Origin of the sequence: Streptomyces sp. NPDC001507 (assembly GCF_042894765.1) — a bacterium.
GTDB lineage: Bacteria > Actinomycetota > Actinomycetes > Streptomycetales > Streptomycetaceae > Streptomyces.
Genome location: NZ_JBIAVV010000015.1, coordinates 23,157 through 36,394 on the forward strand (window position 1 = coordinate 23,157; position 13,238 = coordinate 36,394).

The following is a 13,238-nucleotide window of genomic DNA, read 5'->3' on the forward strand; positions in this document are numbered from 1 at the left end:
ACGGAAACCGTCCCCGCGCCCACGTGCAGGTCGCCTCAGAAGTCCTCGGAGTCGGGGATCACGTGCATCGCGGCCTCCTCCGCCGACGCCCCGGCGCCGTCCAGGCCCCGGTCGGAGGCGAACAGGTCGGAGTCGGTGACCTCGTGCGCGCCCTCGTCGGGTGCGAGGAGCCGTCCGGCGCGGTCGTCGCCGACCTCGTCGTCGAGGAGTTCACCGTCCGTGTCCCAGGCGTCGCCGAGGTCGTCGCCGTCCGGGACACCGAGGTCCGGCACCTCCTCGGCGAGGCGCTCGTCCAGGGTCTCCCCGCGCTGCCCCTCCGCCGCCGTCACCCCGGTGTGCTCGACGGCCCAGGGCCGCTCCGGCGGCGAGTAGCCCTCGTCCAGGGCCTCCTCGCCGGCCCGGTAGTCCAGGGTGTCCGAGGCGTCCAGCAGACCGGCGTCGTCCTGCACCTCCGAACCGTCCGGCTGGTAGACCTCGTCACCCATCGCCTCGTCGGTCATACGCGCTCCATCGTCACTCGGGCCGTCAGTTCGATCCGGCCGTCAACCGGAAAGGGTAGGAGGTCGTGGTCGCGGTCGGGCAGCGCGATCACGAAAGCGGCGGCCGGAAGGGCCGCGCGGACGGCGCCCAGGACCCGGCGGGCGGTGGCCCGGTCGAGTCCCGCGGTCGGCTCGTCCAGCAGCAGGACCGGCGGATCCCGCAGCACGGCCCGCGCGAGGGCGAGCCGACGGCGCTGGCCCTGGGAGAGCCGGCCGCCGTTCGGGCCCACCGGGAGGTCCGGCGGGATGTCGTCCAGGGCGACCAGGGCCAGCACCTCGGCGAGCCGTTCCGGGTCCGCGTCCGGGTCGGCCAGCCGCAGGTTCTCGGCGACGGTCGCGTCGGCGAGCCAGTCCTCGGCCTCGACGAGGGTCAGCTCCCGCGGGGTCGCGCGGCCCGCCAGACGGCCCAGAAGCGTGGTCTTTCCGCTGCCGTTGGGGCCGGTCACCAGGGTGGTGGTGCCCGGCTCGGTCTCGAAGGCCGCGGCTGTCCCGTCGGCATCCGGGGCGGGCACGGCGTCCAGCGGGGCCAGCCGCCGGGCCGCGGCACCCGCCCGGCCGTACGCCGGCAGGATCCTCGGCAGCTGCTCGACGAGCTCGAATCCGGCGGCGACCAGCAGGACCTCACCGATCGCGGCGGACACGGACTGCGCCGTCGCCGCGAGGTCCAGGGCGAGGACCAGGACGAGGCACTGGCCGAGCGCGCCCAGCAGACGGAGCGCCGACTGCCCCGTGCGCAGGACCCGTCGGGTGTCCTCGTCGGCACGGTGGGCCCGCTCCAGCGCCGCCGCGATCCGGGCCCTGGCCGGTGTCACGGCGTCCAGGCAGATCAGTTCGGGCAACGCGTCCCGAGCGCCGAGGAGTTCGGTCCGTACGACCGCCTGTTCGCGCGCCGACCGCCGTACCGCGTCCTGCGCGCGCCGGTGTGTGGCCACGGCGGTCACGGCGGCGAGCAGGAACACGAGGAGTTCCGCCGCGCCCAGCCGGGCATCGGCGTGCCACAGCAGCCCGGTCACGACCGCCGCCGTCACCGCGGTGCTCGCCAGCGGGGCGAGGACGTCGGCGGGGAGCGCGCCGACGGTCGTGACGTCGTCCGTGAGGCGGCTCAGCAGGGCCCCGTCCCGCAGGGCGCGCAGCCGCCGCGCCGGCAGGGCCGCGGCGCCGCGCACCAGCCGGGCCCGGAGCGCCACCGTGGCGTCGAGCAGGACCCGGTGGCTGACCAGGCGCTCCGCGTAGCGCAGCCCGGTGCGGGAGAGGGCGAGAACGCGGACGGCGCCGGACGGGTACAGCCACGACCAGGTGGTGTCGGCCCGTACCGTGACCAGGGCGCAGGCCGTGAGGAACCAGCCGGACACGCCGAGCAGGGTCGCGGCGGACAGTTCGGCCGCCGCGGCGAGGAGCAGTCCGCACAGCAGGTCTCGCCGTCGGACCGCCCTTCTCAGCAGTCGCAGGGTCATACCAACCTTCCCTGGTCCAGGGTGAGCACGCGGTCCCCGAGGGGGAGCAGGACCGGACTGTGGGTGGCCAGCAGGACGGTCCGGTGCCGGGCCAGGCGGCTCAGCGCGTCCGCGACGGCCGCCTCGGCACCGGGGTCGAGATGAGCCGTCGGTTCGTCCAGGAAGAGCAGCGGCGCGTCCCGCAACAGGGCGCGTACGAAGACCAGTTGCTGCGCCTGGCCGGAGGAGAGCCCGAAGCCGCGGTCGCCGACGGGGGTGTCGAGTCCGTCGGGCAGTGCGGTGAGCAGGCCGGCAAAGCCCAACTCCGTGAAAGCGGCCACGAGTTCCGGGTCATCGGCGGCCGGGCGGGCGAGCCGGAGGTTCTCACGGACGGTCCCGGGGAGCAGGAAACCCGGCTGGCCGACCCAGGCCACGTGCGCGGGAGCCGCCGGGTCGGGCCCGTGCAGGGCACTGCCCAGGTCGGGCACCAGCAGGCCCGCGGCAACGGACAGCAGTGTGGACTTCCCGGCGCCGCTGGGGCCGGTCAGCACGACGAACTCTCCGGCCCGGACGTCGAGTTCGACCCGGTCCAGCGCGGGCCGCGCCCGTCCGGCATGGACCACGGACACCTCGCACAGGCGGACGGGCAGCGGCGCGGCACCGCGGGCGGCCGGCCGGCGCCGGGAGTCGGGGACCGCACCCCGCATGGCCCCGGCGATCAGGTCGGCCGCGGCCGCCGCCTGGGCGCGGGCGTGGTAGCCGCGGGCCAGTTCGCGGGCGGGCGCGAAGTAGGCGGGGGTGAGGGTGAGGACGAACAGGGCGGTGGCCAGGCTCATGTGGTCGGGTACGCCGGGCAGCCGCAGGTAGTCCAGGAGCACCAGGCCGCAGTAGGTGGCGACGACCGCGAGGGTGCCCGTGACGAGCAGCTCCACCCAGGCGGTGGAGAGGAACGCCACCCGCAGCACGAGGGTGGTGCGGCGGGCGAGTTCCTCGTCGTCCCGGCGCAGGGCCCGCGCCGCCTCCTCCTGCGCGCCGAGCCCGACCAGGGTGGGCAGTCCGCGCAGCTGGTCGAGGAGCCGGGCGTGCAGGGTGCGGACGGCACCGAGCTGGGCCTGTACGGCCGCCTTCGTGCCCATCCCGACGACCTTGAGGTTGGCCGGCAGCAGTGGGGTGGCCAGCACCAGCAGGAGGGCCACGAACCAGCTGCGCAGGGCGATGGCGGCGAGGACGGCACCGCTGCCGATCAGCATGGCGCGGCGGGCCGGGACGTAGTCGGTGAGCCAGTCGTCGAGGCGGGCCACCTCGGCGTCGAGGGCCTCGGCGTAGGCGACATCGGCCAGTCCGCCGCGCGGCGCCCGCCCCGGCAGGGCCGCACGCAGGACGCGGGCGCGCAGCGCGGACCGGACCCGGGCGGCGCCCGTCGCCGCCGCTCGGTCGGCCGCGGCCAGCAGCGCGGCGCGCAGCGCCAGGCCGCCGGCCACGACCCCAGCGGCCGGTGCGACGGCCGCCGGGGCGGTGTGCAGGTGCTGGGCGGCGAGCCCCCGCCCGGCGGCCCAGCCGAGGCCGGCCGCCCAGGTGACGGTGCCGAGCTGGGCGAGGCCGCGCAGGGTGCCCGCCCGGCGCAGCTCCGGTTCGCCGATCCGCGCCCAGGCCCGCAGCCGGCGCGTCGAGGCCCGCTCGCCGGTGCCGTGGCCGTCCTCGTCGGCGAGCGCCGCCACCAGGGCCGCGGTGTCGCTCACGGGCGCTCGCCGCCGGGCAGGGCGCCCGGCAGGTCACCGGGAGGACGGCCGGGCAGGTCGTACTCCCCCAGCCGCCCGGCCCGGCGGTCGCCGAGGATCCAGGCGACGAGCGCGGTACCGGACAGCAGGGCGACGCCGAGCGGATCGACCCACGTGGACTCGCCGCCGAAGATGTCCTGGGAGACCGCCGCCAGCAGGACGCCGAGCAGGGTCAGCAGTGTCCGGCGGACGAGGACGACGACCCTGGACTCGGGCCGGGGCGGGAAGGGCTCGGCCGTTCCGTCGTCCGGCAGGGCCGCGGCCGGCGCCTGCCGCGCGGGCTCCCGGAACTTCCCCCGGAAGACCCACCAGGCGTAGATGTTGTAGGCCAGTACGAACGGCATGCACAGCCCGACCCCGACCACCAGGAACACCTGCGAGCCGTGCGGGCTGGACGCCTCGTGCAGGGTCAGGGACGGCGGTACGACGACCGGTACGGTCGCCGCCACCAGCGCCAGCAGTCCCGCGGCCTCGGCGCCCAGCACCGCCGCGAACGGCCGCCAGTCCGGCCGCCGTCCGAAGCCGTACCAGGCGACCGCGCCGCAGCCCGCGGCGGCGGCCGCGGCGAGCCAGAAGAGCGTGGCGCGCAGGGGCTGTTCGAAGTGGAAGTGCTGCGGGTCGGCCACCTCCAGGCCGAAGCCGAGGAACAGCGCGGCCACGACGGTCGCGCCGAGCAGCGGACGGCCGAGCCGCCCCGCCCACGCATGCGCCGTGCCCTCCGTCTTGTCCTGGAGCCAGGCGGCGCCCGCCAGCAGGTACACGCAGACCAGGCCGAGGGCGCACAGCACGCTGTAGGGGGTGAGCCAGGCGAGCGCGTCGCCGGTGAAGTGGCCGTCTCGCTGCGGGAGTCCGGACAGGACCGCGCCGATCACCAGGCCCTGGCAGAGGGTCACGGCGAGGGAGGCCCCGCCGAAGAGGAGTCCCCAGCCGTGCCGGTAGGTGCCGGACGCGCTCTGGAACTCCAGGCCCATGCCGCGCAGGATCACCGCGAAGAGCATGGCGATCAGCGGCGGGTACACCCCGGGCAGGACGGTCGCGTACGCCCCGGGCAGCCCGGCCCACAGGGTCACGCCGGCCAGGATGAGCCAGCTCTCGTTGGCGTCCCAGGCGGTGGCGATGAGTTCGTTGTACTCGCGGCGGCGCCGCTCGTCGCGGTCGAGGAGGCTCAGCATGCCGACGCCGAGGTCGTAGCCGTCCAGGACGACGTAGGCCCCGAGCGAGAGCAGGACCAGGGCGTAGGTCAGGTACTCAGGCAACGGAGGCCTCCGGAGCGGGGGTGCGCAGGTCCGTGACCGGTTCCGGACCGGCCTTGACGGTGCGGACGATGTAGCGGATCCAGATGGTGAGCAGGGTCGCGTAGAGGAGGACGAACCCGGTGAGGCTGAGGGCCGCCTCGGTGAGGCTCAGGTGGGAGACGGCTTCGGCGGTGCGCAGCTTGCCGTAGACCACCCAGGGCTGGCGGCCGGTCTCGGCGGTGATCCAGCCGCCGGTGATGGCGATGACCCCGGCGGGGGTCATCCACACCAGCCAGCGCAGGAAGCGCGGCGAGCTGAACAGGCGGCCGCGCAGGCGCAGCACGAGCCCGGCGAAGGCGGTGGCGAACATGGCGAGGGCGGTGAAGTACATGGCCCGGAAGCCGTAGAAGGCGCTCCACATGTTGGGGCGTTCGTCGGGCGGGGTCTGCAGCAGCCCCGGCACCTTGGCCTGGCCGGTCAGGTCGTGGCCGATGACGGCGCCGAGGTGGGGTATCTCGATGCGGAAGTCGTTCTTCCCCTTGTCGGTGTCGGGGATGACGACGAGGTTGTAGCCGTTGTTGTCGGTCTTCCAGTTGCCCTCGAACGCCTGGAGCTTGGCGGGCTGGTGGCCGCCCATGAAGACGGCGGTGGCGTCACCGACGTACAGCTGGACGGGCATCAGGATCGAGAGGACGCCCAGGACCACGGACAGGGTGCGGCGGGCGAACGGCAGCGCGGACGCCCGGCGTTTGACCAGGTACCAGGCGCTGATGCCGGCGACGAACCAGGAGGCGGAGATCAGGACGGCGATCAGCATGTGCGGGAAGCGGTAGCTGAAGGCCGGGTTGAGGAGCACCTGCCACCAGTCGGTGACGTGGAACTGCCCGTCCGCCTCGGTGTAGCCGGCCGGGTCCTGCATCCAGCTGTTGGCGGAGAGGATCCAGGTGGTGGAGAGCAGGGTGCCCGCGGCGACCATCCAGGAGGCCAGCGCCATGGTGCGGGGCTTCACCCGCCCGTCGCCGTACAGCATGATCCCGATGAAACCGGCCTCCAGGAAGAAGGCGGTGATCACCTCCATGCCGATGGTGACGCCGATGACCGGTCCGACGGCGTGGGCGTAGATGCCCCAGTTGAGGCCGAACTCGAAGGTCATCACGGTGCCGGCGACCACGCCGAGGCCGAAGCCGACGGCGAAGATCTTCTTCCAGAAGCGGAAGATCTGCAGGTAGAGCGGGTTGCCGGTGCGGACGTACACGGTGTACGCGACCGCGAGCAGCAGGGACAGCCCGACGGTGAGCGCCGGGAACGTCATGTGGAAGATCGCCGTGATCGCGAACTGCCAGCGCGACAGCTCCACGACGGAGGACGAGGCCATGAGGGGTCTCCAGGGATTCGGTCAGCGGGTGCTGCTGCCCTGGTGCAGTTCGGCGACGTAACCGCCGGGGAACTGCACCATCGCGGTGTCACGGCCCTTGCCGTCGTACGGGCCCCACAGGACCCGCGCGCCCGCCGCCTCGGCCTTGTGCAGGGTGGCCGTGAGGTCCTCGACCGCGTAGCCGGTGGTCTCCCGTCCGAACGGGTAGGGCAGATGGCCGTCGGTGACGCTGACGACCGTGTTGCCGAACGGGGAGGTGAGGGCGATCCGGCGGTAGGCCTTCCCGGGCAGGCCGAGGTCGCCGCCGTCCGCCGTACGGTCGTCGGCGACGATCCGGCCGCCGGTGAACCGCAGGTAGGAGCGGAGGAAGGCGGACGCCGAGTCCGGCGTGAGGTAGACGCGGTTGTCGGGCACGGACTTCAGGGCCGGGTACGACGGGGCCTTGGTGTGCCAGTAGAGCTGGGCGTTGATCCCGCCCGGGAACTGGACGACCGCGTCCTTCCCGATCGGGTCGTCGAACGGCGCCACGACGACGTTCGCGCCGCTCTGCCGGGCCAGCCGGACGCCCCGGTCGAAGTCGCTCATGAGCCAGCCGGTGCGTTCGCTGCCGAACGGGTACGGCACCGGGGTCCTGAAGTCGAATACGGACAGGGTGCCGACGGGCGAGAGCACCAGTTCCGACTCGGTCTCGCTGGGGGTCGGGGTGACGTCCGTGACGACCTTCGTGGTGTGGGTGCCGCCGAAGGTGGCCACCCAGCTGTCGACGAACGCGTCCTCCTGGCCGGGGGTGACGTACACGTGGGTGGTGTCGTACTGGGGGCCGACCGCGGTGGTCGAGGCCCGGACCGCGGTGCCGCTCCGGGCCGAGGACGGGGCACCGGACCCCACCACGCTCAGCGCCACCAGCAGCGCGGGGAGAGTCCATGCCATCGCTTTGCGCTTCATGCGTGTTTCCTTTCTGCCGAAACCCGGTGCTCCGGACGGTAGGCGGGGAGGACGGGGGCGACCGTTCCGAGAGCGCCCGGGGTGCGGTCCCTCAGGGAACAGCCGCGGTGTCAGTCCGCCTGGACCGCGCCCGCCGCCCGCCGCCACTGCGCCGGCGACATCCCGTACCTCTCGCGGAACGCCCGGCTGAAGTGGGAGGGGCTGGTGAAGCCCCAGCGGGCGGCCACCGCGGCGATCGACCGGTGGGCGGCGCCGGGCAGGGCCAGCTCCGCGTGGGCCGCTTCGAGGCGGCGGGCCCGGATCCAGGCACCCACGGTGGTGCCCTGGCGCTGGAAGAGCCGGTGCAGGTAGCGCAGGGAGATGGCGTGCTGGTCGGCGATGTCCTGCGGGGCGAGTCCGGGTTCGCCGAGCCGGTCCCGGACGGACGCGGTGATCCGCTCCCACAGGGCCGATTCGGGCGGCCCGCCGATCCGCTCCAGGGCCACGGTCGCGAGGATCTCCACGACGGTCCGGGCGAGTTGCTCGCGCCGGGCCGCGGTCACCCGGGTGACCTCGTCGACGAGTCCGTCGAGCAGCGGCAGCAGCAGGGCCGCCGCGCCCCCTTCGGCCTCGTCCACCGTCGTGGCCGTCAGGGCGTGCAGCTGCCGTTCCTCCAGGCGCAGCAGGGCGCGGGGCACCATGAGGATCCGGGCCCGCTGCGGCTCGGGGAGCACGATCCGGAACGGCCGCCGCGCGTCGTGGAAGGCCAGGCCGCCGGGGTGGAGTTCGGCCGTGCGGCCGTCCTGGAGCAGCAGGGCGGTACCGGCCAGCTGGCGGCGGACCAGGACGTGGGTGCGGGGATCGGCGGCGGCCGTACGGGCGCCGCGCAGGATCGTGCCGGGGCCGAAGTCCTCGGTGGCGATCTGGAGGGCGCCGAGCCGTTCGGCGGCCAGTTCGCCGGTCCACGGGCGATCCCGGTCGACGGTGACCTCGACGTCCACGAAGGTCCGGGACAGGACGCGCTGCCAGGCGTCGAGGCGGTCGCCGGGGGCCAGGTCACGGGTGGTGCAGGACACGGCCGTCAGCACGGCGGGCCGTCCGTCCGCACCAGGTCCAGCCAGTCCGTCGGGGACAGCCCGAAGGAGCTGCGGAAGGCCTTGCCGAACCCGGCCGCGCTGGTGAACCCCCAGCGCCGGGCGACCTGGCCCAGGCTGACCGAACCCGCCGGGCGCGCGGCGAGTTCCCGGCGGCACTCGCGCAGCCGCTGGTCGCGGATCCACTGGCAGACGGTGGTGCCCTCGGCCTGGAAGAGCCGGTGCAGGTAGCGCACCGAGATGCCGTGCACGCGGGCGATGACGGCCGGGGTCAGCGTGGGGTCCGACAGGTGCCAGCGGATGTACGTCCTGATGCGCAGCAGCAGCACGCCGTCTGCGCCGGGCAGGTCGTCGGGGTCCGCCCCGAGCCGGTCCGCCGCCGTGGCCGCCACCAGGTCGACGACGCTCTCGGCCAGCCTCTCGGCCGTCGGCGTCGAGTACGAGGCCGAGGTGTCCGCCAGCCGTTCCAGCAGCGGCCCGAGCAGCGCGGGGAGTCCCTCGCGCGGATGGATCGCGCGGCCGGTGAGCTGTCGTACGTCGGCCTCCGCGAGCTCCAGCAGCGGACGCGGCACTGCGAAGATCTTGAGCCGGAAGCGGTCCGGGAAGGTGGTGCGGAACGGGCGCAGGGTCTCGAAGAAGGCGAGGTCGCCGGAGCGCAACTCGGTGGTGCGGCCGTCCTGTTCGACCCGGGCGCGGCCGGTGCTCTGGACGGCCACGAAGATCTCCCGGCCGTCGCCGCGGGCGATGAAGCGCGGCGCCCGGTGGACCCGGCCGGGGTCGGCCTCCACCGTGGTGATCCGCAGGTCCCCGAGGCGGTCGGTGCGCAGGGTGGCGTCGTAGGTGCCGCCCTCGGTGGCGATGTCCATCCCCACCAGGGTGTCGAACACGGCGTCGTGCCAGTACTCCAGGCTCTCCTCCGGGGGAACCGAGCGCGTGGTGAGCACTCTGCCCCGTTCACTCGTCGCGCCGGTCGGAAGCCGGCGTCTCTCCTCGCTGGAGCCGATCGCGGTTGCCATGCCGTCAGCCTCGCCGGGCGACCGGTACCGGCGCATCAGTCGGCCGACTGGTCGTCGCCCGGTGCGGGGTCCGTCACCGCAGACGGGCACGCAGAAAGGCACAACCGGTCAGCAACGCCGCCCGGGTGGGCGCGCTGCCGGCGAGGGCGTGCAGCGCCACGAAGTCGTGGATGGTCCCGAGGAACCGCACGGACAGGGCGTCGACGCCCGCCGCGGACAGCCGGCGTGCGTACTGCTCGCCCTCGTCCCGGGCCACGTCCGCCTCCGCGGTGACGACCAGGGCCGGCGGCAGCCCGGCCAGTTCGTCCGGGCGCGCCCGCAGCGGAGCGGCGGTGGGCTCGCGCCGGTGCGCCGGGTTGGGGACGTACCGCTGCCAGTAGGCGCGCAGCGCGCGGCGGGTGAGCAGGTAGCCGGTGGCGAACCGGTGCTGCGAGGGGCTGTCGCAGCGGTCGTCGGTGAGCGGGTAGTAGAGCAGCTGCGCGCTGATCCGCGGCCCGTGCCTGGTCTTCGCCAGCATGGTCACGGCGGCCGCCAGCGTGGCACCCGCGCAGTCGCCGGCCACCGCCAGCCGGCCGGGGTCCAGTGCGAGCGCGTCGGCCTGGGTGGCCGCCCAGGTCAGCAGGGCGTAGCACTCCTCCAGCGCCACCGGGTAGCGGGCCTCGGGGGCGCGGCTGTACTCGGGGACGAGGGCGCACACACCGGCGCCGGTGACGAGTTCGCTGATGAGCCGGGCGTGGGTCTGGGCGTCGCCGAGCGCCCACCGGCCGCCGTGCAGGTACAGCAGAGCCGGGAGCGGGCCCCGGGCCCCGGCCGGGCGTACGGTCCAGAAGCCGAGCAGCCGCGCCGGGCCGACGGGCGCCACGTGGAAGACCGCGTCCACGGCGAAGTCCTCGAACCGGTCGGCCTGGGTCTCCCGCAGCGCCTGCCGTGCCGCGTCCGGGCCGAGGTCGTCGAGGGCGGGCGGCACGGCGGCGGCGGTGACCAGGCGCTGCACCACGGGGTCGAGGACGACGGCGGTCCCCGGTCCTGCGGATGTCATGGGCGTTCCTCCGGACGGCCCTCGGGTGCCCTCACCGGCCCTGTACCAGGTCACGGAGCTGATGGCGGCTGCTGATGCCGAGCTTGGGATACACGTTGTACAGGTGCGAGCCGACGGTACGCGGCGACAGGAAGAGCCGCTCGCCGATCTCACGGTTCGACAGGCCGCGCGCGGCCAGCTGGGCGATCTGCCGCTGCTGTGCGGTCAGTTGCTCCAGCAGACCCGCGTCCGCGGGGGCGGGGGCCGCGCCGCTCGCGCGCAGTTCGCTGCCGGCGGCGGCCGCGAGGGCGCCGGCGCCGAGGCGTTCGGCGGTCTCCAGGACCGTGGTCAGCTGCTGGCGCGCCTCCAGGGTACGACGGCAACGGCGCAGCCAGATCGCGTAGTTGAGGCGGACGTGGGCGCACTCCCAGGGCCAGCGGTTCGCCCCGTGGTTGACGAGCGCGAGCTGGAAGTGCTGCTCGGTCTCGCAGTCCCGGCCGACCAGGGCGGTGGCGTGGTGCAGGAGCAGCGTCATCCTGGTGCTCGGGCGGTCCCCCTGCTCGGCCCTGACCCGTTCCAGGACCGGCAGTGCCTCCGCCGACCGTCCGGTGCGCTGGGCGCTGACGGCGAGTTCGGCGACGGCCCGCGCGGACAGGAAGGGGTGCAGGGACGAGCCGTCGGCGGTGAACAGGCCCCTGAACTGGCGCCAGGCGTCCTCCATGTCGCCGCGCGTGACGGAGGCGAGTCCGCGGGCGCGCAGCAGCCGGGCATGGGTGGCCCGGTTCTCGTCCAGGCAGACGGCCCGCCACACGGAGGGGGTGAACCAGGGCTCCGGCGGGAGGCTGCCACGCAGCGCCCGTACGGTCAGCGCCTGGGTCTCCAGGTCGGCCCGCAGGCGCGGCAGGCGCAGCACCGCGGCCTCCGTGAGGGCGTCCTCGACCACGCTCCCGGCCTCGGCGAGCCGCCCGGTGGCCAGCAGGGTGTCCACCAGCGGGAGCACCGACCAGCCGCGCAGCCCGAAGGCGCGGGCGCCGCGCAGCCGCTCGTCGGCCGTCCGCGACTGTCCCAGGTCCACGTCCGCCTCGTCGGCCTGGTGGGCGACGGCGGCGAGGACCGTGTGCGCGGCCGGGGCGTCGGGCGGCGCACTGTGCGTCGCGCCGCGGCTCGCCGGTGCGCCGGTGGCGGAGCGCGGCCGGGCGACCGCGGTGACCAGCGCGGCCATGGCCTGCCGGGTGTGCGGGGTGTCCAGCCGGGCCAGCGGCCCGGTCGTCGCGGGGCGCCACCGCCCTGATGCCCGGGCCCGCCGGGCCCGGTCGAGCAGCGCGGGCAGGGCCGCCGTGTGCTCCGGCAGCCCGGACTGGGCGGCGATGCCCGCCGCCAGCCCGGCGAGGGCGAGCGCGAGGGACCGGTCGACGGCGGGAAAGTGCTCCGAGGCGTCGGCCAGCAGCTCGAAGGCCTCGCGCTGGGCCGACTCGTGGGAGAGCGCGGAGGCCAGCGCGCCGGCCGCGGCGCAGCCGAACTCCGGCCCGGCCCCTTCCTGGACGAGCCGTTCGTACAGCTCGCGGACCCAGCCGGGGTCGCCCGCCACGTGGGCCGCGGTCAGGGCCTCGGCCAGCCGGCGGGCGCGTTCCGGCGCCCGTGGGCTGAGCCGGGCCGCCTGTTCCAGGGCGCGGGCGGCCTCCACCGCGTCCCCGCGTCGCCAGGCGGAGACCTCCAGGGAGGCGGCGACGAACGCGTTGGCGCCCACGGTGGCGGCGGCCAGGTGCCAAGCCCTGACCTCGGGTTGCGCGGCGACCCTGGCGAGCTGCCGGTGAGCCTGCTGACGCTCTCCGGCCGGGCGCAGGACGTAGGCGGCCGAGCGGGCCAGCGGATGCCCGAAGTCGAACCGGTCCTCGGCCAGCGCGATCAGCCCGGCCGCCTCCGCAGGCGCCCACACCGCCAGGTCTCCGGTGCCGAGGGCCGCCATGACCGCGGCAACGGTCCCGCCGGGGCCCGCGGCCGCCGCGTACAGCAGGGCCCGTCGGGTCTCGGCGGGCAGCGCGTCGACCCGTGCGCCGAAGACGTGCGTGTGCCGCACCGAGGTGGCGGGTCCCGGCGCACCGCGGCCCAGTTCCACGAGGGCCAGCGGGTTGCCCTCGGCCTCGGCGAGGATCTCCAGCCGGTGCCGGCCGTTGGGCGCCGCCGGCTGCCGGTCGAGCAGGGCCGCGGCCGACATGGCGTCGAGCGGGCCCAGCCACAGGCGTTCGGTGCCGGGCGGCGGAGCGGGCAGGGCCGCCTCGTGGCGTGCGGCGAGCAGCACCGTCAGCGCGCGGCCGGCCAGCTGCCGGACCGCGGCGAACAGCGCCTCCGGGAAGGCGCGGCCGCACAGGTCGGCGTCGTCCACGCACACCAGCACCGGACCGGCACCGGCGAGCCGGTCCAGCAGGGCGGTCAGCGCCGCGTGCAGCTCGGCCTCGTCCGCCGCCGGATCGTCCGCGTGCGGTACGGCCGTCAGCAGCCGTTGCCGAGCGGCGGGCAGCGCGGTCAGTTCGTCGCGCACGGACGGCGTCAGCAACTGGTGCAGGCAGGCGTGCGCGTGCCGCGGGTCCTCGGCCCAGCCCTGCGCGGCCAGCACCAGCACGCCCTCGGCGGTGGCCCGGTCCCGGACCTGCCGGAGCAGTGCCGTTCGCCCGGACCCCTCCGCGCCGAGGAGCAGCAGGGTCTGCGGCGTGCCGGGCTCGCGCGTCGCGCACCGCAGGATCCGCGCGGTCTCACCGTCCCGGCCCAGTACGGCGCTCTCGTCGCCGGTCGTGGACCGCTGGGGTGGGTGGACCGTCATGCACGTAC

At 75.2% G+C, this 13,238-nt stretch carries 10 protein-coding genes; all 10 read right to left on the reverse strand.

Translation table 11 applies throughout. From position 1 onward, the window contains the following. Nucleotides 1-35 precede the first annotated feature (35 nt). Nucleotides 36-500, reverse strand: a complete 465-nt coding sequence (locus tag ACFY0K_RS39670; protein ID WP_390643938.1) for a DUF5709 domain-containing protein — start codon at nt 498-500, stop codon at nt 36-38. Then, nucleotides 497-1,993 carry an ATP-binding cassette domain-containing protein gene (locus ACFY0K_RS39675; RefSeq protein ID WP_390643939.1) on the reverse strand — a complete coding sequence of 499 codons (1,497 nt, stop codon included), beginning with the start codon at nt 1,991-1,993 and terminating at the stop codon, nt 497-499. Before ACFY0K_RS39675 ends, ACFY0K_RS39670 begins: the two co-directional genes overlap by 4 nt. Next, nucleotides 1,990-3,711, reverse strand: a complete 1,722-nt coding sequence (locus ACFY0K_RS39680) for an ATP-binding cassette domain-containing protein (RefSeq protein ID WP_390643940.1) — start codon at nt 3,709-3,711, stop codon at nt 1,990-1,992. The genes ACFY0K_RS39675 and ACFY0K_RS39680 overlap by 4 nt, the downstream gene beginning before the upstream one ends. After that, nucleotides 3,708-5,006 (reverse strand): cytochrome d ubiquinol oxidase subunit II, encoded by a 1,299-nt coding sequence (locus ACFY0K_RS39685; RefSeq protein WP_390643941.1) that lies wholly within the window; start codon nt 5,004-5,006, stop codon nt 3,708-3,710. The genes ACFY0K_RS39680 and ACFY0K_RS39685 overlap by 4 nt, the downstream gene beginning before the upstream one ends. Further along, nucleotides 4,999-6,360 carry a cytochrome ubiquinol oxidase subunit I gene (locus ACFY0K_RS39690; RefSeq protein WP_390643942.1) on the reverse strand — a complete coding sequence of 454 codons (1,362 nt, stop codon included), beginning with the start codon at nt 6,358-6,360 and terminating at the stop codon, nt 4,999-5,001. The genes ACFY0K_RS39685 and ACFY0K_RS39690 overlap by 8 nt, the downstream gene beginning before the upstream one ends. Before the next feature lie 21 nt (nt 6,361-6,381). Beyond that, nucleotides 6,382-7,305, reverse strand: a complete 924-nt coding sequence (locus tag ACFY0K_RS39695; RefSeq protein ID WP_390643943.1) for a glyoxalase — start codon at nt 7,303-7,305, stop codon at nt 6,382-6,384. Nucleotides 7,306-7,415: 110 nt separating this feature from the next. Then, nucleotides 7,416-8,372 carry a helix-turn-helix domain-containing protein gene (locus tag ACFY0K_RS39700; protein WP_390643944.1) on the reverse strand — a complete coding sequence of 319 codons (957 nt, stop codon included), beginning with the start codon at nt 8,370-8,372 and terminating at the stop codon, nt 7,416-7,418. Beyond that, the gene (locus ACFY0K_RS39705) at nt 8,366-9,394 is read right to left on the reverse strand and encodes a helix-turn-helix domain-containing protein (RefSeq protein WP_390643945.1); all 1,029 of its coding nucleotides are present in this window, start codon (nt 9,392-9,394) and stop codon (nt 8,366-8,368) included. Before ACFY0K_RS39705 ends, ACFY0K_RS39700 begins: the two co-directional genes overlap by 7 nt. Nucleotides 9,395-9,467: 73 nt before the next feature. Next, nucleotides 9,468-10,433, reverse strand: a complete 966-nt coding sequence (locus ACFY0K_RS39710; protein WP_390643946.1) for an alpha/beta hydrolase — start codon at nt 10,431-10,433, stop codon at nt 9,468-9,470. A gap of 31 nt (nt 10,434-10,464) precedes the next feature. Next, complete coding sequence (locus ACFY0K_RS39715; protein WP_390643947.1) at nt 10,465-13,230, reverse strand: LuxR C-terminal-related transcriptional regulator; 2,766 nt, start codon at nt 13,228-13,230, stop codon at nt 10,465-10,467. Nucleotides 13,231-13,238 lie beyond the last annotated feature (8 nt).

Excerpts from the sequence above, each read along its gene's own strand:
- ACFY0K_RS39670 (WP_390643938.1), bottom strand. The coding sequence starts at position 500 with ATGACCGACGAGGCGATGGGTGACGAGGTCTACCAGCCGGACGGTTCG.
- ACFY0K_RS39675 (WP_390643939.1), bottom strand. The coding sequence starts at position 1,993 with ATGACCCTGCGACTGCTGAGAAGGGCGGTCCGACGGCGAGACCTGCTG.
- ACFY0K_RS39690 (WP_390643942.1), bottom strand. The coding sequence starts at position 6,360 with ATGGCCTCGTCCTCCGTCGTGGAGCTGTCGCGCTGGCAGTTCGCGATC.
- ACFY0K_RS39695 (WP_390643943.1), bottom strand. The coding sequence starts at position 7,305 with ATGAAGCGCAAAGCGATGGCATGGACTCTCCCCGCGCTGCTGGTGGCG.
- ACFY0K_RS39705 (WP_390643945.1), bottom strand. The coding sequence starts at position 9,394 with ATGGCAACCGCGATCGGCTCCAGCGAGGAGAGACGCCGGCTTCCGACC.
- ACFY0K_RS39710 (WP_390643946.1), bottom strand. The coding sequence starts at position 10,433 with ATGACATCCGCAGGACCGGGGACCGCCGTCGTCCTCGACCCCGTGGTG.
- ACFY0K_RS39715 (WP_390643947.1), bottom strand. The coding sequence starts at position 13,230 with ATGACGGTCCACCCACCCCAGCGGTCCACGACCGGCGACGAGAGCGCC.